Origin of the sequence: Streptomyces sp. GSL17-111 (genome assembly GCF_037911585.1) — a bacterium.
Lineage (GTDB): Bacteria > Actinomycetota > Actinomycetes > Streptomycetales > Streptomycetaceae > Streptomyces.
In genome coordinates, this window is record NZ_JBAJNS010000001.1 from 5,552,785 (window position 1) to 5,574,747 (window position 21,963).

The following is a 21,963-nucleotide window of genomic DNA, read 5'->3' on the forward strand; positions in this document are numbered from 1 at the left end:
CCATGTTCCGCCGTACGTTCTGGTTCGGCGCCGGCGCGGCCGCCGGTGTCTGGGCCACCACGAAGGTCAACCGCAAGCTGCGCAGCCTGGCTCCGGAGTCGCTGGCGGCCCGCGCCGCCGACAAGGCGGTCGACACCGGGCACCGACTCCGGGAGCTGGCGATCGACGTCCGGGCCGGGATGACGCAGCGCGAGCGCGAGCTGAACGAGGCGCTGGGGCTCGCGAACGACCCCGACGCACCGGCGCCGACGTACCTGTCCGCCGCCCCGAGCCCCCGGGTGCTGCCCGGGGGCCGTCCGCAGGCCGAGCACGGCCTGCCTCACCGAACGACCGGAAAAGAGGACCACTGATGGAGTCGGCTGAAATCCGCCGCCGCTGGCTGAGCTTCTTCGAGGAGCGTGGGCACACCGTCGTGCCGTCGGCGTCGCTGATCGCGGACGACCCGACGCTCCTCCTGGTCAACGCCGGCATGGTGCCGTTCAAGCCCTACTTCCTCGGTGAGGTCAAGCCGCCCTTCGACCGGGCCGTCAGCGTGCAGAAGTGCGTGCGGACCCCGGACATCGAGGAGGTCGGCAAGACCACCCGGCACGGCACGTTCTTCCAGATGTGCGGCAACTTCTCCTTCGGCGACTACTTCAAGGAAGGGGCCAGCAAGCTCGCCTGGGAGCTGCTGACCTCCTCCGTCGCCGACGGCGGCTACGGGCTGGACCCGGAGAAGCTGTGGATCACGGTCTACGAGGACGACGACGAGGCCGAACGCATCTGGCGCGACGTCGTCGGCGTCCCCTCCGAGCGCATCCAGCGCCTGGGCAAGGCCGACAACTTCTGGTCGATGGGCGTACCCGGACCCTGCGGCCCGTGCTCGGAGGTCAACTACGACCGGGGCCCGGAGTTCGGCGTCGAGGGCGGACCGGTCGTCAACGACGAGCGCTACGTGGAGATCTGGAACCTGGTCTTCATGCAGTACGAGCGCGGCGAGGGCACGGGCAAGGAGGACTACCCGATCCTCGGTGACCTCCCCGCCAAGAACATCGACACCGGCCTCGGCCTGGAACGCCTGGCGATGATCCTCCAGGACGTGCCGAACATGTACGAGACGGACACCCTGCGCGTCGTCATCGACAAGGCCACCGAGCTGACGGGCGTGCGCTACGGCGCCGCCCAGGACAGCGACGTCTCGCTGCGCGTCGTCGCCGACCACCTGCGCACCTCGGTCATGATGATCGCCGACGGCGTCACCCCGGGGAACGAGGGCCGCGGCTACGTCCTGCGCCGCATCATGCGCCGCGCCATCCGCAACCTGCGCATCCTCGGCTCCCAGGAGCCGGTCGTCGGCGCGCTGGTCGACGTCGTCATCGAGACGATGGGCCTGCAGTACCCGGAGATCGTCACCGACCGCCGGCGCATCGAGACCGTGGCCCTCGCCGAGGAGGCCGCCTTCCTCAAGACGCTCAAGTCCGGCACCAACATCCTGGACACCGCCGTCACCGAGACCAAGGCCAAGGGCGGCTCGGTGCTCTCCGGCGACCAGGCGTTCCTGCTTCACGACACCTGGGGCTTCCCGATCGACCTCACCCTGGAGATGGCCGCCGAACAGGGCCTCTCCGTGGACGAGGGGGGCTTCCGCCGGCTGATGCAGGAGCAGCGCGACCGGGCCAAGGCCGACGCGCGGGCCAAGAAGACCGGCCACGCCGACCTCTCCGCCTACCGCCAGGTCGCCGACGCCGCCGGGGTCACCGAGTTCACCGGGTACCTGCACACCGAGGGTGAGGCCACGATCGTCGGCCTGCTCGTCGGTGGTGTCCCCGCGCCGGCCGCGCACGAGGGCGACGAGGTCGAGGTCGTCCTGGACCGCACGCCCTTCTACGCCGAGGGCGGCGGGCAGCTGGCCGACACCGGCCGCATCCGGATCGACAACGGCGCCGTCATCGAGGTGCGCGACGTCCAGCAGCCGGTTCCGGGCGTGAGCGTCCACAAGGGCGTCGTCCAGGTCGGCGAGGTGACGCTGGGGTCGGCCGGGCACTGCGTCATCGACGTCGTGCGCCGCCGGGCCATCGCCCGGGCCCACAGCGCCACCCACCTGACCCACCAGGCCCTGCGGGACGCGCTCGGGCCCACGGCCGCCCAGGCCGGCTCGGAGAACGCCCCGGGCCGCTTCCGCTTCGACTTCGGCTCGCCGACCGCCGTGCCGGGCACGGTGCTCACGGACGTCGAGCAGAGGATCAACGAGGTGCTGGCGCGGGAGCTGGACGTCACGGCCGAGGTCATGTCGATGGACGACGCCCGCAAGCAGGGCGCCATCGCCGAGTTCGGCGAGAAGTACGGCGAGCGCGTCCGGGTCGTGACGATCGGGGACTTCTCCAAGGAGCTGTGCGGCGGTACGCACGTGCACAACACCGCCCAGCTCGGCCTCGTCAAGCTGCTCGGGGAGTCGTCCATCGGCTCCGGCGTGCGTCGCGTGGAGGCGCTGGTCGGGGTGGACGCCTACCAGTTCCTGGCCCGGGAGCACACCGTCGTCTCGCAGCTGACCGAGCTCGTCAAGGGCCGCCCCGAGGAGCTGCCGGAGCGGATCTCCGGCATGCTCACGCGGCTGCGGGACGCCGAGAAGGAGATCGAGCGGTTCCGCGCCGAGAAGGTGCTCCAGGCCGCCGCCGGGCTCGCCCAGGGCGCCCAGGACGTGCGCGGGGTCGCGTTGGCCTCCGGCCGGGTGCCCGACGGGACGACCGCCGACGACCTGCGCAAGCTCGTGCTGGACGTGCGGGGCCGCATCCCGGGGGACCGGCCCGCCGTCGTGGCGCTGTTCAGCGTCGTGGCCGGGCGGCCGCTCACCGTCATCGCCACCAACGAGGCCGCCCGGGAGCGCGGGCTCAAGGCCGGTGACCTGGTGCGGACCGCCGCCAAGACCCTCGGGGGCGGCGGTGGCGGCAAGCCCGACATCGCCCAGGGCGGCGGCCAGAACGCGGCCGCCGTGGACGAGGCGCTGGCCGCCGTGGAGCGGCAGGTCGGCGAGAGCCTGGCCGGTGTCTGACATGCGCCGTGGCCGTCGGCTCGCCGTCGACGTCGGGGACGCCCGGATCGGGGTCGCCTCGTGCGACCCCGACGGGCTCCTCGCCACCCCGGTCGAGACGGTGCCCGGCAAGGACCGGCCCGCCGCGCAGCGTCGGCTCGCCCGGCTCGTCGCGGAGTACGAGCCGCTGGAGGTCCTCATCGGCCTGCCGCGCTCGCTCGACGGCCAGGAGGGTCCGGCGGCGGCCAAGGTGCGCGCCTTCGCCCGGGAGACGGCCCGGGTCGTCGCACCGGTGCCCGTGCGGCTGGTCGACGAGCGGATGAGCACCGTCACTGCCGCCCAGGCCATGCGGGCGTCGGGCGTGAACGCGAAGAAGGGTCGGTCCCGGATCGACCAGGCGGCGGCCGTGGTGATCCTGCAGAGTGCCCTGGAGACCGAACGGGTGTCAGGACGGGCGCCGGGGGAGTGCGTCGAAGTGGTTGTCTGATCGCCGTACGGTAACGTTCCGCGCGATGCGGCGGCCTCCGGGACGTTCGACCGTCGTACGATCACGGGCACGTTGCCGAAGCGCGGCATAGGGGATCGATGACTGAGTATGGCCGGGGCCCAGGCTCCCAACCGTGGCACCCCGAGGAGCCCCCGTACGGGGACCGGGAAGGGGACGGCGGTGCTCACCCGGGCGGCTGGGACGCCTACGGCGCTCAGCCGCAGTACCCTCAGCAGCCCGACCCCTACGGCGGCTGGCACGACCCGCACGCCGCCACCGGCGGTCCGTACGACCAGCTGCCCGCCGACCCGTACGGCGCGCCCTCGGCGTACCCGGCCTACTACCCGGCGCCGGACGCCTACCCCCCGCCGCAGCCGCAGCAGGGTTACGGGACCCCGCCGGGTCAGGGTTACGGGACCCCGCCCCCGCACGGCTACGACGCCCCGCCGCAGTACGGGGACGTCGGCCGGCACGACCCGTACCAGCAACAGCAGTACCAGGAACAACAGCAGTACCAGCCGTATCAGCAGTACGACGAGCACCACGGCCCCCCACCCGCACACCCCGGCGCGGAGCACGAACAGGCAGGGGAGCGCGGCCCGGACGACGGCGGAGCGGACCGCCTCGACGTGCCGTCCTCCGGGGCCGCCGGGGAGGACGGCCCCGAGGAGACGGCGCCCGCAGTCCCCCGCCGGGGCGGCGGCCACCCGGGCGACGAACGGGATGACGAACCGGGCGAGGAGCCCTCCACCCGCGCCGGACGCCGGACGGCCAAGGGCCGGCGTAACGGCGCCCGGCGCAAGAACCGGATGGCCTGCCTGGTCGTCGTGCTGGTCCTGGTGGGCGGGGCGGCCGGGGCCACCTACGCCGGCTACAGCTTCTACCAGAGCCGTTTCGCCGCCGCGCCCGACTACTCCGGTTCCGGTTCCGGCACCGTCCAGGTCGAGATCCCCCCGGGCGCGCTCGCGGGCGACATGGCCAAGATCCTCGCGGCGGCGGACGTCGTGAAGAGCTCGGGGGCCTTCGTCGAGGCCGCCGACGCCAACGAGGCGTCCAAGTCGATCCAGCCGGGCATCTACAGCCTGCGCAAGCAGATGTCGGCGGCCGAGGCGCTCGAGCTGATGCTCGACCCGGCCAGCCAGACGGGCCTGATCGTCCCCGAGGGGCTCCGCGCGACCCAGATCTACGCACTCGTCGACGAGCAGACCGGCTCACCGGAGGGCACCACCGAGGAGATCGCCGAGTCGGCCGACCTGGGCCTGCCCGCCTGGGCCGAGGGCAACGTCGAAGGGCTCCTCTTCCCCTCCAAGTACTCCGTGAGCGAGGGCTCCGACCCGGAGGCCGTGCTGAAGGAGATGGTGGAGCGCGCGAAGTCCGAGTTCGAGAAGGTCGACCTGGAGGGGCAGGCCGCGCAGGTCGACAAGACCCCCTACGAGGTGCTCATCATCGCCTCCCTCATCCAGGCCGAGGCGCAGGAGAAGGACGACTTCGCGAAGGTCTCCCGGGTGGTCTACAACCGCCTGAAGCCCGGCAACACCGCCACGAACGGCAAGCTGGACTTCGACTCCACCATCAACTACGCGCTCGACCGCTCGACGCTGGACGTCTCGGTCGGGGACACCGGCCTCGACCACCCCTACAACACCTACAAGCACGCGGGCCTCCCGCCGGGCCCGATCGACAACCCCGGCCACCAGGCCATCGAGGCGGCGCTCAACCCGGAGGACGGGGAGTGGCTGTACTTCGTGACGGTCAAGCCCGGCGACACCCGCTTCACCGAGACCTATGAGGAACACCAGGAACACGTGAAGGACTTCAACGCGGAGCAGGCCAAGAAGCGGGCGGAGGAGGACGAGTGAGCACGGGACCCGCACGCGCCGCCGTCCTCGGCTCGCCCATCGCGCACTCGCTCTCCCCGGTGCTGCACCGCGCCGCCTACGCCGAACTCGGGCTCGACGACTGGAGCTACGACCGGTTCGAGGTGGACGAGGCCGGGCTGGCCGCCTTCCTGGACGGGCTCGGACCCGGCTGGGCCGGCCTGTCGCTGACCATGCCGCTCAAGCGGGCGGTCATCCCGCTGCTGGACGAGGTGAGCGCGACGGCGGCGGCCGTGGAGGCCGTCAACACGGTGGTGTTCACCGGCTCCGGCCGTCGGCGCGGCGACAACACCGACATCCCCGGGATGATCGCCGCCCTGCGCGAACGCGACGTCGCCCAGGTGCCCGAGGCCGCCGTGCTGGGCGCGGGGGCCACGGCCTCCTCCGCGCTCGCCGCCCTGGCCCGGGTCTGCTCCGGCACGGTGACGGCGTACGTCCGAAGCCCGGAGCGGGCCGCCGAGATGCGGGTGTGGGGCGAGCGGCTGGGCGTGGCCGTCCGCACGGCTCCCTGGGAGCGGGCGGCGGAGGGCCTGGCGGCGCCGCTGGTGGTCGCGACGACGCCGGCCGGGGCGACGGACGCGCTGGCGGGCGCCGTGCCCGACGCCCCCGGCACGCTGTTCGACGTGCTGTACGAGCCGTGGCCGACGCGGCTGGCCGCCGCCTGGTCCGGCGCCGGGGGCGGGGTCGTCGGGGGGCTGGACCTCCTCGTCCACCAGGCGGTCCTCCAGGTCGAGCAGATGACCGGACGCGCGCCCGCGCCGCTGGCCGCCATGCGCAAGGCGGGCGAGGCGGCCCTGCGGGGCTCCTGAGCCGTCCGGGTACTGGACCGGCCGCTGACCGTGACCGCCGTCCGTGGGAGGATCGGGGTAAGCACTGGCGGAGTGAGGAGCACCGTTGAGCAGGTTGCGCTGGCTGACCGCGGGGGAGTCGCACGGACCCGCACTCGTCGCGACACTGGAGGGACTGCCCTCCGGAGTCCCGATCACCACGGAGATGGTGGCGGACGCACTCGCGCGACGGCGGCTCGGATACGGCCGCGGCGCGCGGATGAAGTTCGAACGGGACGAGGTCACGTTCATCGGCGGTGTCCGCCACGGTCTCACCCTGGGCTCGCCGGTCGCCGTGATGGTCGGCAACACCGAGTGGCCCAAGTGGGAGAAGGTGATGGCCGCCGATCCCGTCGACCCGGAGGAGCTGGCCGCGCTGGCCCGCAACGCGCCGCTCACCCGGCCCCGGCCCGGCCACGCCGATCTGGCCGGCATGCAGAAGTACGGCTTCGACGAGGCCCGTCCGGTGCTGGAGCGCGCCTCGGCGCGGGAGACCGCGGCCCGCGTGGCGCTCGGTACCGTCGCCCGCTCCTACCTGAAGGAGACGGCGGGCGTCGAGATCGTCTCGCACGTCGTGGAGCTGGGCGCCGCCCGCGCCCCCCGGGGCAGCGTCCCCGTCCCCGCCGACGTGGAGCGGCTGGACGCCGATCCGGTGCGCTGCCTGGACGAGGCGGCGAGCACGGCGATGGTCGCCGAGATCGACCAGGCCCACAAGGACGGCGACACCCTCGGCGGCGTCGTGGAGGTCGTCGCACACGGGGTGCCCGTCGGGCTGGGCAGCCACGTCCACTGGGACCGGCGGCTGGACGCCCGGCTGGCGGGCGCGCTCATGGGCATCCAGGCCATCAAGGGCGTCGAGGTCGGCGACGGCTTCGACCTGGCCCGCACGCCGGGTTCCCAGGCGCACGACGAGATCCTCACCACGCCCGAGGGCATCCGCCGCGCCTCCGGCCGTTCCGGCGGCACCGAGGGCGGCCTGACGACCGGCGAACTGCTGCGGGTGCGGGCCGCGATGAAGCCGATCGCCACCGTGCCCCGCGCGCTGGCCACCGTCGACGTGTCCACCGGGGAACCGGCGCAGGCGCACCACCAGCGCTCCGACGTGTGCGCCGTGCCCGCCGCCGGCATCGTGGCCGAGGCGATGGTCGCCCTCGTCCTGGCCGACGCTGTCGCGGAGAAGTTCGGCGGGGACAGCGTCACGGAGACGCGGCGCAACGTCCGCGGCTTCCTCGACCACCTGGCGATCCGGTGAGCGGCCCGGCCGTCATCCTGGTCGGGCCGATGGGCGTGGGCAAGACCACGGTCGGCCGCCTGCTGGCCGACCGGCTGGGCGTCGGCTTCCGCGACACCGACGCGGACATCGTCGAACAGGCGGGCAAGCCGGTCGCCGACATCTTCCTCGACGACGGCGAACCGCACTTCCGCGCCCTGGAACGGGAGGCCGTCCGCTCGGCCGTCGAGACCCACGCGGGGGTGCTCGCGCTCGGCGGCGGCGCCGTCATGGCCGACGAGACCCGCGCTCTGCTCACCGGGCGGCCCGTCGCCTTCCTGGAGATGGAGGTCGGCGAAGCGGTCCGGCGCGTCGGCCTGGACGCCCCGCGTCCGCTGCTCGCCATCAACCCGCGCCAGCAGTGGCGCACGCTGATGGAGGAGCGCCGCCCGCTGTACACCGAGGTCGCCCGCGCGGTGGTCCCCACCGGGGGCCGCACGCCCGAGCAGGTCGCGGACGACGTCCTGGACGCCCTGGAGCTGAGGAAGGCATGACCACCGAGACCCCCACCCGGATCACCGTCGCGGGCACCGGACACGACCCCTACGACGTGCTCGTCGGACGCCGGCTGCTGGCCGAACTGCCCGGGCTCATCGGGCCGCAGGCCAAGCGTGTCGCGGTGCTGCACCCCGAGGCGCTCGCCGAGACGGGCGAGGTGCTCCGGCAGGACCTGGCCGAGCAGGGCTACGAGGCCATCGCGATCCAGCTCCCCAACGCGGAGGAGTCCAAGACGGCCGAGGTCGCCGCGTACTGCTGGAAGGCGCTCGGCCAGACGGGCTTCACCCGCACCGACGTCGTCGTCGGCGTCGGCGGGGGCGCGACGACGGACCTCGCCGGGTTCGTCGCCGCCACCTGGCTGCGCGGCGTGCGCTGGATCGCCGTGCCCACGACCGTGCTCGGCATGGTCGACGCGGCCGTGGGCGGCAAGACCGGCATCAACACCGCCGAGGGCAAGAACCTGGTCGGCGCCTTCCACCCGCCCGCCGGAGTGCTGTGCGACCTGGCGGCCCTGGAGTCGCTGCCGGTCAACGAGTACGTGAGCGGGCTGGCGGAGGTCATCAAGGCGGGCTTCATCGCCGACCCGGTCATCCTGGACCTCATCGAGCGGGACCCGCAGGGCGCCCGGCGTCCCGACGGCCCGCACGCCACCGAGCTGATCGAGCGGTCGATCCGGGTGAAGGCGGACGTCGTCTCGGCCGACCTGAAGGAGTCGGGGCTGCGGGAGATCCTCAACTACGGTCACACGCTCGCCCACGCCATCGAGAAGAACGAGCGCTACAACTGGCGGCACGGTGCGGCCGTCGCCGTCGGCATGGTCTTCGCCGCCGAACTGGGCCGCATCGCCGGGCGGCTGGACGACGCCACCGCCGACCGGCACCGCAGCGTGCTGGAGGCCGTCGGTCTGCCCGTCACCTACCGGGGCGACCAGTGGCCCAAGCTGCTGGAGACCATGAAGGTCGACAAGAAGACCCGGGGGGACCGGCTGCGCTTCATCGTCCTGGACGGGCTGGGCCGCCCGGCCGTCCTGGAGGGCCCCGACCCTGCCATGCTGCTCGCCGCCCACGCGGAGATCGCGCGGTGAGCGGGGCACCGCGCCGGGTGCTGGTCCTCAACGGGCCGAACCTCGGCCGGCTGGGCTCGCGCGAGCCGGACGTCTACGGCTCCACCAGCTACGCGGGGCTCGTGAGGGAGTGCACCCGGCTCGGCGCCGAGCTCGGCTTCACCGTGGAGGTCCGCGAGACCAACGACGAGGGCGAGATGGTCCGCTGGCTGCACGAGGCGGCCGACGACGCGATCCCCGTCGTCATCAACCCCGGGGCGTTCACGCACTACTCGTACGCGATGCGGGACGCCGCCGCGCAGCGCACGGCACCCCTCATCGAGGTGCACATCTCCAACCCCTACGCGCGGGAGAGGTTCCGCCACACCTCCGTCATCGCGGCCGTCGCCAGCGGAACGGTCGCGGGGTTCGGCATCGGGTCCTACCGGCTCGCCCTGCGGGCCCTGGCCGAACAGACGGACTGACCGGGGCGGGCACTTTCCGGCCCGGCCCGGCCGTTCACACCCTGGCCGACGGCACGGCCCCGAAGGCGGTACCGTGCGGTGAACTGACCGGTGGGCGCGCGGAGATCGCGCCTGTGGACGACGGAGTGGTACCGGATGCAGCAGTACGCGGGGTCCGCCCAGGGCGGCCACCGTCCCGTTCCCCCCGGGCCTCTGCCGCGTCCGGCGCATCCGCCCGCCCCCGTCCGGGGGCCCGGCTGGGCCGGCCCGCCGCCGCACGGCGCGCCCCCCGGCGTCCCGCCGCACCGCCCGGCCCCGCCGCACCCGGCGCCGCCCGGCCCCGCGCCGGCTCCGCCGAGCCCCGCGCCGGCTCCGCCGCCCCGGCGGCCCGGCGGGGGCTCGCACCCCGCACCTCCTCCGCCGTCCGAAGGCACCGGCCAGATCCGGCTGCCCGTCGGCGCCCCCGTACAGATCCCGACACCGCCACCCGAGCCCGCGCCGGGGGCGGCCCCCGGCGGCTGGCCGCCGGACGCCACCCAGGTGCCCGTGGCGGTGCTGCTGATCGGCCCGGCCGGTGCGGGCAAGACGACCGTCGCCCGGCACTGGGCCGAGCGCCGCCGCGTGCCGACCGCGCACATCAGCCTCGACGACGTCCGCGAGTGGGTGCGCTCCGGTTTCGCCGACCCCCAGCAGGGCTGGAGCGACGGCTCGGAGACGCAGTACCGACTGGCCCGCCGCACCTGCGGCTTCGCCGCGCGCAACTTCCTCGCCAACGGCGTCTCCTGCATCCTCGACGACGCCGTCTTCCCCGACTGGCCCGTCGTCGGCCTCGGCGGCTGGAAGCGTCACGTCGGGCCCGGGCTCATCCCCGTGGTCCTGCTGCCGGGGCTCGACGTCGTCCTCGAACGCAACGCCGAGCGCAGCGGCAACCGGCGCCTCGCCGACGAGGAGGTGGCCCGCATCCACGGGCGGATGGCCGGCTGGTACAGCAGCGGCCTCCCCATCATCGACAACACCCGGCACGACGTGGAGACTACCGCCCGCCTGCTCGACGAGGCCGTGGCGCGCAGCCTCGCCAGCCCGCCCGCCTGGTAGCGCGGGCCCGGCCGTGCGGGCGGGGCCGGATCACCCCGTCCGGCCCCGTGTGAGCGGCCGGGGGCGCCGGGGACCCGTACGCTCAGGGGCATGTCCGAGGTGCACATGGCCCGACGCTCCCGGTTGCGGGAGCGGCCCACGGTGTCCGGCGCGGGCGACGGCACGGCCCTGCTGGTCTCCACGCCGGCCAATCTCCGCTACCTCACCGGGTGCGCGCCGCCCGGCGCGGTGCTGCTGCTGGACCCGGACGGCCACGACACCCTGCTGACCCGCTCCGACACGGTGCCGCCGCCCGGCCTCGGGGACGGCTCCGACGCCCTGCGCGTCCGGTCGGTGCCCCCGCCGGCGGGGGACCCGGTGGTCACCGCGGGCGAGATCGCCGCCCGGGGCCGGGCCGGGACGCTCGCCGTGGAGGAGCACCACCTCACCGTCGCCCGGCACCGCGCCCTGGCCGCCGCGGCGCCCCGGCTGCGGCTGAGCGACCTCGGTCCGGCCGTCGAGCAGCAGCGGCTGGTCAAGGACGAGGAGGAGATCGCGGCGCTGCGCATCGCCGCCGAGATCACCGACCAGGCCCTGGGGGAGCTCCTGGAGTCGATCCTCGTCGGGCGGACCGAGCGTCACCTCGCGCTGGAGCTGGAGCGCCGGCTCATCGACCACGGCGCCGACGGGCCGGCCTTCCCCACCTGCGTGGCCACCGGGCGTCACTCCGGGCTGGCCGACCACGTCCCCACCGACCGCCGGGTGGAGGAGGGCGACTTCCTCACCGTGCGGCTGGGTGCGTCCTACCGTGGCTACCGCTGCCGCATCGGCCGCACCTTCGTCATCGGCACGGCACCGGCCGACTGGCAGATCCGGCTGTACGACCTGGTCTTCGCTGCCCAGCGGGCCGCCCGCGAGGCACTGGCGCCCGGGGTCCAGTTCCGGGAGGTGGACCGGGCGGCCCGTCAACTCCTGGACGCGGCGGGCTATGCGGAAGCCCTCGGTCCGGCCGTGGGGGGAGGGATCGGACTCGAAATCGGAGAGGACCCGGTTCTGTCGCCCGAGGGCGTGGGTAAACTGGACGCTTGTGTGCCGGTCACCGTCGAACCGGGGGTTCACCTCCCCGGCAGGGGCGGTGTCCGGATCGATGACACACTCGTCGTCCGCTCGCAGTCGGACGGCGGGCCGGAGCTACTCACCATCACGACCAAGGAGCTGCTGGCTCTGTAGCGTCCCGGCCGGGCCCACGGGGCCGGGGCGGGCCTTGGTTCCAAGCAGCGTCTGTAGGAGATTCCGCCACCGTGGCCACCACGAACGACCTGAAGAACGGCATGGTGCTCAAGCTCGACGCGGGCCAGCTCTGGTCCGTTGTCGAGTTCCAGCACGTCAAGCCCGGCAAGGGCCCTGCCTTCGTGCGCACCAAGCTGAAGAACGTGCTGTCCGGCAAGATCGTCGACAAGACGTTCAACGCCGGCACGAAGGTCGAGACCGCCACCGTCGACCGCCGCACGATGCAGTTCTCGTACATGGACGGCGAGTACTTCGTCTTCATGGACATGGACACCTACGACCAGCTGCACGTCGACCGCAAGACCGTCGGCGAGGCCGCGAACTTCCTCATCGAGGGCTTCGAGCCCACGGTCGCCATGTACGAGGGCGAGGTGCTCTTCGTCGAGCTGCCCGCCTCCGTCGAGCTCGTCATCGAGCACACCGAGCCCGGTGTGCAGGGCGACCGCTCCACCGGCGGCAGCAAGCCCGCGCGGCTGGAGACCGGTTACGAGATCGGCGTGCCGCTGTTCATCACGACCGGTGAGAAGATCAAGGTCGACACCCGTTCCGGCGAGTACCTCGGCCGGGTGAACAGCTAACCGTGGCCGCTCGCACGAAAGCACGCAAGCGCGCCTTCCAGATCCTCTTCGAGTCCGACCAGCGGGGCGCGGACGTCGCCTCGGTCCTGGCCGACTGGGTCCGGCACGCCCGCAGCGACACCCGGCAGCCACCGGTGAGCGAGTACACGATGCAGCTCGTCGAGGGGTACGCGCGCCACGCGGACCGCATCGACGAGCTGATCTCCTCGCACTCCGTGAGCTGGACGCTGGACCGCATGCCGGCCGTGGACCGGAACCTGCTGCGGCTGGGCGCCTACGAGCTGCTGTGGGAGGACGGGACGCCGGACGCGGTGGTGCTCGACGAGTGCGTGCAGCTCGCCAAGGAGTTCTCCACGGACGAGTCGCCGTCCTTCATCAACGGCCTTCTCGGTCGGCTGAAGGATCTCGGCCCCACGCTGCGCGACTGAAGAGCCCCGCTTCCGCCGAAAGGCCCCCGCGACACCCGAGGACATCGGGGTGGCGGGGGCCTCTTCCGTCGCTGCGGTCCCTCTCCCTCGCTGCGGACGCGGGGCCGTCAGAACACCTCCGCCCCACCCCCCCCGGCTGGGCGGGGGAGCGGGGCGGAGGTGACGTTTCTTCGGCTACCCGGCCGTCACGCGTCCTCGTGCGCGACCGCACGGCGGGCGTCCGCGTCCAGCACGCCCCAGCTGATGAGCTGCTCGGTCAGCACCGAGGGCGACTGGTCGTAGATGACGGCGAGGGTGCGCAGGTCGTCCTGACGGATCGAGAGCACCTTGCCGTTGTAGTCCCCGCGCTGGCTCTGGATCGTCGCGGCGTACCGCTGCAGCGGACCGGCCTTGTCGGCCGGGACGTGCGCGAGGCGCTCCAGGTCGAGGACGAGCTTCGGCGGCGGCTCGGCCGCGCCGCCGGGCGTGCTGCCCGGCAGCAGCTCCTGCACCGGGACGCCGTAGAAGTCCGCCAGCTCGGCGAGGCGCTGCACGGTCACCGCGCGGTCGCCGCGCTCGTACGAGCCCACCACGACCGCCTTCCAGCGGCCCTGGGACTTCTCTTCGACGCCATGGAGGGAGAGGCCCTGCTGGGTGCGGATGGCCCGGAGCTTGGCACCGAGCTGTTTGGCGTATTCGCTGGACATGTGGCTCCCCGGAAAGAGGCGTTGGTAACTCACTGTGAGGTTACGCAGCGTAATGTACGGCGTCAAGCCGAGGATGTCGACCACCTGGGCCCCAGACGCCTCACCCGTCCCAACGGCCCCCGCTGACCAGCGCGAACGCCGATCCGCAACCCCGCCGAGCCCAGGGGGCCGTCCGGGGGCTGCCGGCGTCACCCGATACCCGGCCTGCTACCGTGGAGCGGCACGATCCAGGCGTCCTTTAAGGCCCGTCCCGTGAGGCGGGGAAGGAGGTCCTTTACCCATGGGTAACACGGACAACACCGGCAGCAGCGCCACCCGCGCCGACGGCGCTCCCGGCCGTCCCGTCCTCGAGGGACCGGACATCGCGCGGGTCCTCACCCGCATCGCCCACGAGATCGTCGAGCGCGCCAAGGGCGCGGACGACGTCGTGCTCCTCGGCATCCCGACCCGTGGCGTCCACCTGGCGCAGCGGCTCGCCGCCAAGCTCGCGGAGATCACCGGGCGGCCCACCCCGGTCGGCTCGCTGGACATCACGATGTACCGCGACGACCTGCGGCTGCGCCCCGCCCGCGCCCTCGCCCGCACCGAGATCCCCGGCGACGGCATCGAGGGCGCCCTCGTCGTGCTCGTCGACGACGTGCTCTTCTCCGGGCGCACCATCCGCGCCGCCCTCGACGCCTTGGGCGACCTCGGCCGGCCCCGTGCCGTGCAACTCGCCGTCCTCGTCGACCGGGGCCACCGCGAGCTGCCCATCCGCGCCGACTACGTGGGCAAGAACCTGCCCACGTCCCTGCGCGAGACCGTCCGCGTCCAGCTCGCCGAGGAGGACGGCCGCGACGGCGTGCTGCTCGGTCTGCGCGAGGCCGCAGCGGCCGACGACGAGCGCTAGCACCCACCCGCGCCCGAGCACCGCCGCCCCCGCCGGGCCGCCGCCGGCGGGCCCGCCCGCACGCCCCCGCACCCCGGCACGCCCGCCCTCACCCACGGAAGGCAACAGATGGAGCGCCATCTCATCTCGGCCGCCGATCTCACCCGCGACGACGCCGTCCTCGTCCTCGACACCGCCGAGGAACTGGCCCGACTCGCCGACCGACCGATCAAGAAGCTGCCGACGCTGCGGGGCCGCACCGTCGTCAACCTCTTCTTCGAGGACTCCACCCGGACCCGCATCTCCTTCGAGGCCGCGGCCAAGCGGCTCTCCGCCGATGTGATCAACTTCTCGGCCAAGGGCTCCTCGGTCTCCAAGGGGGAGTCGCTCAAGGACACCGCCCTGACCCTGGAGGCGATGGGCGCGGACGCCGTCGTCATCCGGCACCACGACTCCGGAGCGCCCCACCGCCTGGCCACCTCCGGCTGGATCGGCGGCTCCGTCGTCAACGCGGGCGACGGCACGCACGAGCACCCCACCCAGGCCCTGCTGGACGCCTTCACCCTGCGTCGGCGCCTGGGAACGGGCCGGGGCGGCGACCTCGGCGGGCGCCGCGTGACGATCGTCGGCGACATCCTGCACAGCCGCGTCGCCCGCTCCAACGTGCACCTGCTGAGCACGCTCGGAGCCGAGGTCACCCTCGTCGCCCCGCCCACCCTGGTCCCGGTCGGCGTCCACGCCTGGCCGTGCGAGGTCTCCTACGACCTGGACGCCGTCCTCCCCACGTCCGACGCCGTGATGACGCTGCGCGTCCAGCGCGAGCGGATGAACGCCGCCTACTTCCCCACCGAGCGTGAGTACGCCCGCCGTTACGGCCTGGACGGCGGCCGCATGGCGCGGATGCCCGGGCACGCCCTGGTGATGCACCCCGGGCCGATGAACCGGGGCATGGAGATCACCGCCGACGTCGCCGACTCCGACCGGTGCACCGCCGTGGAGCAGGTGACCAACGGCGTCAGCACCCGCATGGCCGTCCTGTACCTGCTGCTCGGGGGAGCCGCGCTGGGCGGCGCACCCACCGAGCACGCCGCCGAGAACAGCGCTGAGGAGAACACGTGAACACCGAGAAGATCCTGATCCGCGGCGCCCGCGTCCTCGGCGGCCCCGCGCGGGACGTCCTCGTCGACGGCGAGACGATCGCCGAGGTCGGCACCGGACTGTCCGCCGACGGCGCGCGCGTCGTCGAGGCGGAGGGCCAGGTCCTCCTGCCCGGCCTGGTCGACCTGCACACCCACCTGCGCGAGCCCGGCCGGGAGGACTCCGAGACCGTCCTCACCGGTACGCGGGCCGCCGCCCGTGGCGGCTTCACCGCCGTGCACGCCATGGCCAACACCTTCCCCGTCGCGGACACCGCGGGCGTCGTGGAGCAGGTGTGGCGGCTGGGCCGCGAGTCCGGCTACTGCGACGTGCAGCCGGTCGGCGCCGTCACCGTGGGCCTCGCCGGGAAGCAGCTCGCCGAGCTGGGCGCCATGCACGAGTCGGCCGCCGGTGTCACCGTCTTCTCCGACGACGGCAAGTGCGTCGACGACGCGGTGATCATGCGGCGCGCCCTGGAGTACGTCAAGGCGTTCGACGGCGTCATCGCCCAGCACGCCCAGGAGCCCCGGCTGACCGAGGGCGCCCAGATGAACGAGGGCGTGGTCTCCGCCGAGCTGGGGCTCGGCGGCTGGCCGGCCGTCGCGGAGGAGTCCATCGTCTCCCGCGACGTGCTGCTCGCCGCGCACGTCGGCTCCCGCGTGCACATCTGCCACCTGTCGACGGCCGGCTCGGTGGAGATCGTGCGCTGGGCCAAGTCCAAGGGCTGGAACGTGACCGCCGAGGTCACCCCGCACCACCTGCTGCTGACCGACGAGCTGGTGCGCTCCTACGACCCCGTCTACAAGGTGAACCCCCCGCTGCGCACCCAGGACGACGTCCTCGCCCTGCGCGCGGCCCTCGCGGACGGCACCATCGACTGCGTCGCCACCGACCACGCCCCGCACCCGCACGAGGACAAGGACTGCGAGTGGGGCGCCGCCGCCATGGGCATGGTCGGTCTGGAGACCGCGCTGTCCGTCGTGCAGCACACCATGGTCGACACCGGGCTGCTGGACTGGGCGCAGGTCGCCGAGCGGATGTCGTTCCGCCCCGCCCGCATCGGCCGGCTCACCGGTCAGGGCCGTCCCGTCTCGGCGGGTGAGCCCGCCAACCTCACGCTGGTCGATCCGGCATACCGTGGTCGGGTGGACCCCGCGGGTTTCGCCTCCCGCAGCCGCAACACCCCCTACCGGGGCAGCGAGCTGCCGGGCCGCGTCACCCACACCTTCCTGCGGGGCCGGGCCACGGTGACCGACGGAAAGCTGGCGTGAACGTGAACGTACTGACCCTCCTCGCCGACGCCGCGCCCGAGGCGGAGCGCCGCTCGCAGGAGGTGACCGACTGGGCCGCCCGCATCGGCTGGACCGTCGGCCTCCTTCTGGTCATCGCGCTCGTGTACTGGCTGATGCGTGAGGGCTGGAAGTGGCGCGCCACGCTCCAGCACGACCTGCCCGAGCCCGCCGCCGTCCCCGAGCGGGACGGTGCCGCGCGGCTCACCCTGGACGGCCGCTACCACGGCTCCACCACCGCCGGGCAGTGGCTCGACCGCATCGTCGCCCACGGCCTGGGCACCCGCAGCCGCGTCGAGCTGACGCTGGACGACGCGGGGCTCACCGTGCTGCGCCCCGGCGCGCGGGACTTCTTCGTCCCCGCCGACGCCCTGCGCGGCGCCCGGCTGGACAAGGGGATCGCCGGCAAGGTCCTCACCGAGGGTGGCCTGCTGGTGATCACCTGGCAGCTCGGCGAGCGCACCCTGGACTCCGGCTTCCGGGCCGATCACCCCGCCGAGCACGCGGCGTGGGTCGAGGCGGTCGAGACTGTCGCGGCCGTCACCACCGAAACCGGCGACAGTGCCGTCGCCGCTCAGCACGACCGGGAAGGCGCATGATGACGACCTCCACCCGCAAGCCCGCACCGGCGCCCGCCGTGCTCGTCCTGGAGGACGGCCGCGTCTTCCGTGGCCGTGCCTACGGCGCGGTGGGCGAGACGTTCGGCGAGGCCGTGTTCTCCACCGGCATGACCGGCTACCAGGAGACCCTCACCGACCCGTCCTACCACCGGCAGGTCGTCGTCATGACGGCCCCGCACGTGGGGAACACCGGCGTGAACGACGACGACCCGGAGTCCCGGCGCGTCTGGGTCGCCGGGTACGTCGTCCGCGACCCCGCCCGCGTCCCGTCCAACTGGCGCTCGGTGCGCACGCTCGACGAGGAGCTGGCCGCGCAGGACGTCGTCGGCATCAGCGGCGTCGACACCCGCGCCCTCACCCGCCACCTGCGCGAGCGCGGCGCCATGCGCGTGGGGATCTTCTCCGGCGACGCCGTGGACACCGACGCCGCGCTGCTGGCGAAGGTGCGGCAGGCCCCGCAGATGAAGGGCGCCGACCTGTGCGGCGAGGTCGCCACCGACGCCCCCTACGTCGTCCCGGCGATCGGCGAGAAGCGCTTCACGGTCGCCGCCGTCGACCTCGGCATCAAGGGGATGACCCCGCAGCGGATGGCCGAGCGGGGGATAGAGGTCCACGTCCTGCCGGCGACGTCCTCGGTGGAGGACCTCTACGCCGTCGCGCCCGACGGGGTGTTCTTCTCCAACGGCCCCGGTGACCCGGCCACGGCCGAGCACCCCGTCTCGCTGGTCCGGGCCGTTCTGGAGCGCGGCACGCCGCTGTTCGGCATCTGCTTCGGCAACCAGCTCCTCGGCCGGGCGCTCGGCTTCGGCACCTTCAAGCTGAAGTACGGGCACCGGGGGATCAACCAGCCGGTGCAGGACCGTGCGACCGGCAAGGTGGAGATCACCGCCCACAACCACGGCTTCGCCGTCGACGCGCCGCTCGACGGACCGTCCGACACCCCCTACGGCCGGGCCGAGGTCAGCCACGTCTGTCTCAACGACGACGTCGTCGAGGGGCTGCGGCTGCTCGACCGTCCGGCCTTCAGCGTCCAGTACCACCCCGAAGCGGCGGCCGGTCCGCACGACGCCGCCTACCTGTTCGACCGCTTCGTCTCCCTGATGGAGGGCCAGCGTGCCTAAGCGCACCGATATCCAGTCCGTCCTGGTCATCGGCTCGGGCCCGATCGTCATCGGTCAGGCCGCCGAGTTCGACTACTCCGGCACCCAGGCGTGCCGCGTCCTGAAGGCCGAGGGCCTGCGGGTCGTCCTGGTCAACTCCAACCCGGCCACGATCATGACCGACCCGGAGATCGCCGACGCCACCTACGTCGAGCCGATCACCCCCGAGTACGTCGAGAAGATCATCGCCAAGGAGCGGCCCGACGCCCTGCTGCCCACCCTCGGCGGGCAGACCGCGCTGAACACCGCGATCTCCCTGCACGAGGCCGGCACCCTGGACAAGTACGGCGTCGAGCTGATCGGCGCCAACGTCGAGGCCATCAACAAGGGCGAGGACCGCGACCTGTTCAAGGACGTCGTGGAGGCCGTCCGGACGAAGATCGGCCACGGCGAGTCCGCCCGCTCGGTGATCTGCCACTCCATGGACGAGGTGCTCGCCGGGGTCGAGGGGCTCGGCGGCTACCCGGTCGTCGTCCGCCCGTCCTTCACCATGGGCGGCGCGGGCTCCGGCTTCGCGCACGACGAGGACGAGCTGCGGCGCATCGCCGGGCAGGGCCTCGCCCTCTCGCCGACCACCGAGGTCCTCCTGGAGGAGTCCATCCTCGGCTGGAAGGAGTACGAGCTGGAGCTGATGCGCGACAAGCACGACAACGTCGTGGTCGTCTGCTCCATCGAGAACTTCGACCCGATGGGCGTGCACACCGGCGACTCCATCACCGTCGCCCCGGCGATGACGCTCACCGACCGCGAGTACCAGGTCCTGCGGAACATCGGCATCGCCGTCATCCGCGAGGTGGGCGTGGACACCGGCGGGTGCAACATCCAGTTCGCCGTCAACCCCGAGGACGGCCGGGTCATCGTCATCGAGATGAACCCGCGCGTCTCCCGCTCCTCCGCGCTCGCCTCCAAAGCCACCGGCTTCCCGATCGCGAAGATCGCCGCCAAGCTGGCCGTCGGGTACACGCTGGACGAGATCCCCAACGACATCACCGAGCAGACCCCGGCATCCTTCGAGCCGACACTCGACTACGTCGTGGTGAAGGCGCCCCGGTTCGCGTTCGAGAAGTTCCCGCTCGCCGACTCCACGCTGACGACGACCATGAAGTCCGTCGGTGAGGCGATGGCGATCGGCCGCAACTTCCCCGAGGCGCTGCAGAAGGCGCTGCGCTCGCTGGAGAAGAGGGGCAGCCAGTTCGACTTCGTCTCCCCGGTGGGCGACAAGGACGCGCTGCTCGCCGAGTCCGGCCGGCCGACCGACGGGCGCATCAACACCGTGATGCGGGCCATCCGGGCCGGAGCGAGCCCGCAGGAGGTCTTCGACGCGACGAGGATCGACCCCTGGTTCACCGACCAGCTGTTCCTGATCAAGGAGATCGCCGACGAGGTGGCGCAGGCCCGGCTGCTGACCCCCGAGGTACTCGCCGAGGCCAAGCGCTACGGCTTCTCCGACGCCCAGATCGCGGCGATCCGCGGCCTGCGGGAGGACGTCGTGCGCGAGGTCCGGCACGCGCTCGGCGTCCGGCCCGTCTACAAGACCGTCGACACCTGCGCCGCCGAGTTCGCCGCCCGCACCCCGTACTTCTACTCCTCCTACGACGAGGAGACCGAGGTCGCACCGCGCGAGAAGCCGGCCGTCATCATCCTCGGCTCCGGCCCGAACCGCATCGGCCAGGGGATCGAGTTCGACTACTCCTGCGTCCACGCCTCCTTCGCCCTCGGCGCGGCCGGCTACGAGACGGTGATGGTCAACTGCAACCCGGAGACGGTCTCCACCGACTACGACACCTCCGACCGGCTGTACTTCGAGCCGCTCACCCTGGAGGACGTCCTGGAGATCGTGCACGCCGAGACGCAGGCCGGGCCGGTGGCCGGCGTCATCGTGCAGCTCGGCGGTCAGACGCCGCTCGGCCTGGCCCAGGCGCTCAAGGACAACGGCGTCACCGTGGTGGGCACCCCGCCCGAGGCGATCCACGCCGCCGAGGACCGGGGCGCCTTCGGCCGGGTCCTGACCGAGGCCGGACTGCCCGCACCGAAGTACGGCACCGCCTACTCCTTCGACGAGGCCAAGGCCATCGCCGCCGGGATCGGCTACCCCGTGATGGTCCGGCCGTCCTACGTGCTGGGCGGGCGCGGCATGGAGATCGTCTACGACGAGCCCTCCCTGGGCGCCTACCTGGAGCGGCACGCGGGCCTCATCTCCGAGCACCCGGTGCTGATCGACCGCTTCCTCGACGACGCCATCGAGATCGACGTCGACGCCCTCTACGACGGCCAGGAGCTCTACCTCGGCGGCGTCATGGAGCACATCGAGGAAGCCGGCATCCACTCCGGCGACTCCGCCTGCGCCCTCCCCCCGATCACGCTGGGCGGCCACGACATCAAGCGGCTGCGGGCCTCCACCGAGGCCATCGCGCACGGGGTGGGCGTCCGGGGGCTGATCAACATCCAGTTCGCGATGGCCGGGGACATCCTCTACGTCCTGGAGGCCAACCCGCGCGCCTCGCGCACGGTGCCCTTCACCTCCAAGGCGACCGCCGTGCCGCTCGCCAAGGCCGCCGCCCGCATCTCACTGGGCGCGACCGTCGCCGAGCTGCGCGCCGAGGGCCTGCTGCCCGCCGAGGGCGACGGCGGCACGCTCCCGCTGGACGCGCCGATCTCCGTCAAGGAGGCCGTCATGCCCTGGACCCGCTTCCGGGACGTGCACGGCCGGGGCGTGGACACCGTCCTCGGCCCGGAGATGCGCTCCACCGGCGAGGTCATGGGCATCGACACCGTCTTCGGGTCCGCCTACGCCAAGAGCCAGGCGGGCGCCTACGGTGCGCTGCCCACCAAGGGGCGCGCGTTCGTCTCGGTCGCCAACCGCGACAAGCGTTCGATGATCTTCCCCGCCCGTGAGCTCGTCGCCCACGGCTTCGAGCTGCTCGCCACCTCCGGCACCGCCGAGGTCCTGCGCCGCAACGGCATCAGCGCCACCGTGGTGCGCAAGCAGAGCGAGGGCGAGGGCCCGAACGGTGAGAAGACGATCGTGCAGCTCATCCACGACGGCGAGGTGGACCTCATCGTCAACACCCCCTACGGGACCGGTGGCCGGCTCGACGGCTACGACATCCGCACCGCCGCCGTCGCCCGTGCGGTGCCCTGCCTGACCACGGTCCAGGCCCTCGCCGCCGCCGTCCAGGGCATCGAGGCCCTCGGCCGGGGCGAGGTCGGCGTCCGCTCCCTCCAGGAGCACGCCGAGCACCTGCACGCGGCACGCGGCACCCGCTGAGCCGCGCGGCGGTCGCGGGTGCGGGGCGACGTCCCCCGCACCCGCGACCGTCCCGGCGCCCCCGTCACCCGAAGCCTGATCCCCGCCACCCGC

General features: G+C 73.0%; 20 protein-coding genes. 19 read left to right on the plus strand and 1 reads right to left on the minus strand.

Features of this window, described 5'->3' with window-relative positions:
- Window positions 1-2: 2 nt before the first annotated feature.
- The 13 genes from V6D49_RS24690 to nusB all read left to right on the plus strand — a co-directional run bounded on the left by V6D49_RS24690 (window position 3) and on the right by nusB (window position 12,842).
- Entirely contained in the window at window positions 3-350 is a 348-nt protein-coding gene (locus V6D49_RS24690; RefSeq protein WP_340563085.1) for a hypothetical protein, read from the plus strand.
- Window positions 350-3,028 carry an alanine--tRNA ligase gene (gene alaS, locus V6D49_RS24695; RefSeq protein ID WP_340563086.1) on the plus strand — a complete coding sequence of 893 codons (2,679 nt, stop codon included), beginning with the start codon at window positions 350-352 and terminating at the stop codon, window positions 3,026-3,028. The genes V6D49_RS24690 and alaS overlap by 1 nt, the downstream gene beginning before the upstream one ends.
- A gap of 1 nt (window position 3,029) precedes the next feature.
- A complete protein-coding gene (ruvX, locus tag V6D49_RS24700) occupies window positions 3,030-3,494 on the plus strand; it encodes a Holliday junction resolvase RuvX (RefSeq protein ID WP_340564290.1) in 465 nt (154 codons plus the stop codon).
- Between the two features lie 98 nt (window positions 3,495-3,592).
- Window positions 3,593-5,353: an endolytic transglycosylase MltG gene (gene mltG, locus V6D49_RS24705; protein WP_340563089.1), complete on the plus strand. Its 1,761-nt coding sequence runs from the start codon at window positions 3,593-3,595 to the stop codon at window positions 5,351-5,353.
- Entirely contained in the window at window positions 5,350-6,180 is an 831-nt protein-coding gene (locus V6D49_RS24710; RefSeq protein ID WP_340563090.1) for a shikimate dehydrogenase, read from the plus strand. Before mltG ends, V6D49_RS24710 begins: the two co-directional genes overlap by 4 nt.
- 85 nt (window positions 6,181-6,265) lie before the next feature.
- Window positions 6,266-7,450: a chorismate synthase gene (gene aroC, locus V6D49_RS24715; protein WP_340563091.1), complete on the plus strand. Its 1,185-nt coding sequence runs from the start codon at window positions 6,266-6,268 to the stop codon at window positions 7,448-7,450.
- Between the two features lie 29 nt (window positions 7,451-7,479).
- Window positions 7,480-7,962: a shikimate kinase gene (locus V6D49_RS24720; RefSeq protein WP_445330664.1), complete on the plus strand. Its 483-nt coding sequence runs from the start codon at window positions 7,480-7,482 to the stop codon at window positions 7,960-7,962.
- Window positions 7,959-9,050: a 3-dehydroquinate synthase gene (gene aroB, locus V6D49_RS24725; protein WP_340563094.1), complete on the plus strand. Its 1,092-nt coding sequence runs from the start codon at window positions 7,959-7,961 to the stop codon at window positions 9,048-9,050. The genes V6D49_RS24720 and aroB overlap by 4 nt, the downstream gene beginning before the upstream one ends.
- Window positions 9,047-9,493: a type II 3-dehydroquinate dehydratase gene (gene aroQ, locus V6D49_RS24730; protein ID WP_340563096.1), complete on the plus strand. Its 447-nt coding sequence runs from the start codon at window positions 9,047-9,049 to the stop codon at window positions 9,491-9,493. The genes aroB and aroQ overlap by 4 nt, the downstream gene beginning before the upstream one ends.
- Before the next feature lie 135 nt (window positions 9,494-9,628).
- Entirely contained in the window at window positions 9,629-10,567 is a 939-nt protein-coding gene (locus tag V6D49_RS24735) for an AAA family ATPase (RefSeq protein WP_340563097.1), read from the plus strand.
- 90 nt (window positions 10,568-10,657) lie between these two features.
- Complete coding sequence (locus tag V6D49_RS24740; RefSeq protein ID WP_340563098.1) at window positions 10,658-11,776, plus strand: M24 family metallopeptidase; 1,119 nt, start codon at window positions 10,658-10,660, stop codon at window positions 11,774-11,776.
- A 71-nt stretch (window positions 11,777-11,847) separates the two neighbouring features.
- Window positions 11,848-12,414: an elongation factor P gene (gene efp, locus V6D49_RS24745; RefSeq protein ID WP_191208978.1), complete on the plus strand. Its 567-nt coding sequence runs from the start codon at window positions 11,848-11,850 to the stop codon at window positions 12,412-12,414.
- Window positions 12,415-12,416: 2 nt separating this feature from the next.
- Window positions 12,417-12,842, plus strand: a complete 426-nt coding sequence (gene nusB, locus V6D49_RS24750; protein ID WP_340563102.1) for a transcription antitermination factor NusB — start codon at window positions 12,417-12,419, stop codon at window positions 12,840-12,842.
- A 185-nt stretch (window positions 12,843-13,027) separates the two neighbouring features.
- Here the strand turns inward: nusB and bldD are convergent, their stop codons facing one another.
- Complete coding sequence (bldD, locus tag V6D49_RS24755; protein WP_191208980.1) at window positions 13,028-13,528, minus strand: transcriptional regulator BldD; 501 nt, start codon at window positions 13,526-13,528, stop codon at window positions 13,028-13,030.
- A 280-nt stretch (window positions 13,529-13,808) separates the two neighbouring features.
- Here bldD and pyrR point away from each other — a divergent pair, with 280 nt between their 5' ends.
- The 6 genes from pyrR to carB all read left to right on the plus strand — a co-directional run bounded on the left by pyrR (window position 13,809) and on the right by carB (window position 21,870).
- Complete coding sequence (gene pyrR, locus V6D49_RS24760) at window positions 13,809-14,417, plus strand: bifunctional pyr operon transcriptional regulator/uracil phosphoribosyltransferase PyrR (RefSeq protein WP_340563104.1); 609 nt, start codon at window positions 13,809-13,811, stop codon at window positions 14,415-14,417.
- Window positions 14,418-14,525: 108 nt separating this feature from the next.
- The gene (locus V6D49_RS24765) at window positions 14,526-15,515 is read left to right on the plus strand and encodes an aspartate carbamoyltransferase catalytic subunit (RefSeq protein WP_340563106.1); all 990 of its coding nucleotides are present in this window, start codon (window positions 14,526-14,528) and stop codon (window positions 15,513-15,515) included.
- Window positions 15,512-16,804 carry a dihydroorotase gene (locus V6D49_RS24770; protein ID WP_340563108.1) on the plus strand — a complete coding sequence of 431 codons (1,293 nt, stop codon included), beginning with the start codon at window positions 15,512-15,514 and terminating at the stop codon, window positions 16,802-16,804. Before V6D49_RS24765 ends, V6D49_RS24770 begins: the two co-directional genes overlap by 4 nt.
- Window positions 16,805-16,806: 2 nt before the next feature.
- The gene (locus V6D49_RS24775) at window positions 16,807-17,421 is read left to right on the plus strand and encodes a PH-like domain-containing protein (protein WP_340564293.1); all 615 of its coding nucleotides are present in this window, start codon (window positions 16,807-16,809) and stop codon (window positions 17,419-17,421) included.
- Window positions 17,421-18,563 (plus strand): glutamine-hydrolyzing carbamoyl-phosphate synthase small subunit, encoded by a 1,143-nt coding sequence (gene carA, locus V6D49_RS24780; protein ID WP_340564295.1) that lies wholly within the window; start codon window positions 17,421-17,423, stop codon window positions 18,561-18,563. The genes V6D49_RS24775 and carA overlap by 1 nt, the downstream gene beginning before the upstream one ends.
- The gene (gene carB, locus V6D49_RS24785) at window positions 18,556-21,870 is read left to right on the plus strand and encodes a carbamoyl-phosphate synthase large subunit (protein ID WP_340563110.1); all 3,315 of its coding nucleotides are present in this window, start codon (window positions 18,556-18,558) and stop codon (window positions 21,868-21,870) included. Before carA ends, carB begins: the two co-directional genes overlap by 8 nt.
- Window positions 21,871-21,963 lie beyond the last annotated feature (93 nt).

Excerpts from the sequence above, each read along its gene's own strand:
- carA (WP_340564295.1), top strand. The coding sequence starts at position 17,421 with ATGACGACCTCCACCCGCAAGCCCGCACCGGCGCCCGCCGTGCTCGTC.
- V6D49_RS24765 (WP_340563106.1), top strand. The coding sequence starts at position 14,526 with ATGGAGCGCCATCTCATCTCGGCCGCCGATCTCACCCGCGACGACGCC.
- V6D49_RS24690 (WP_340563085.1), top strand. The coding sequence starts at position 3 with ATGTTCCGCCGTACGTTCTGGTTCGGCGCCGGCGCGGCCGCCGGTGTC.
- alaS (WP_340563086.1), top strand. The coding sequence starts at position 350 with ATGGAGTCGGCTGAAATCCGCCGCCGCTGGCTGAGCTTCTTCGAGGAG.
- ruvX (WP_340564290.1), top strand. The coding sequence starts at position 3,030 with ATGCGCCGTGGCCGTCGGCTCGCCGTCGACGTCGGGGACGCCCGGATC.
- V6D49_RS24740 (WP_340563098.1), top strand. The coding sequence starts at position 10,658 with ATGTCCGAGGTGCACATGGCCCGACGCTCCCGGTTGCGGGAGCGGCCC.
- V6D49_RS24735 (WP_340563097.1), top strand. The coding sequence starts at position 9,629 with ATGCAGCAGTACGCGGGGTCCGCCCAGGGCGGCCACCGTCCCGTTCCC.
- aroB (WP_340563094.1), top strand. The coding sequence starts at position 7,959 with ATGACCACCGAGACCCCCACCCGGATCACCGTCGCGGGCACCGGACAC.
- bldD (WP_191208980.1), bottom strand. The coding sequence starts at position 13,528 with ATGTCCAGCGAATACGCCAAACAGCTCGGTGCCAAGCTCCGGGCCATC.
- mltG (WP_340563089.1), top strand. The coding sequence starts at position 3,593 with ATGACTGAGTATGGCCGGGGCCCAGGCTCCCAACCGTGGCACCCCGAG.
- V6D49_RS24720 (WP_445330664.1), top strand. The coding sequence starts at position 7,480 with ATGGGCGTGGGCAAGACCACGGTCGGCCGCCTGCTGGCCGACCGGCTG.
- pyrR (WP_340563104.1), top strand. The coding sequence starts at position 13,809 with ATGGGTAACACGGACAACACCGGCAGCAGCGCCACCCGCGCCGACGGC.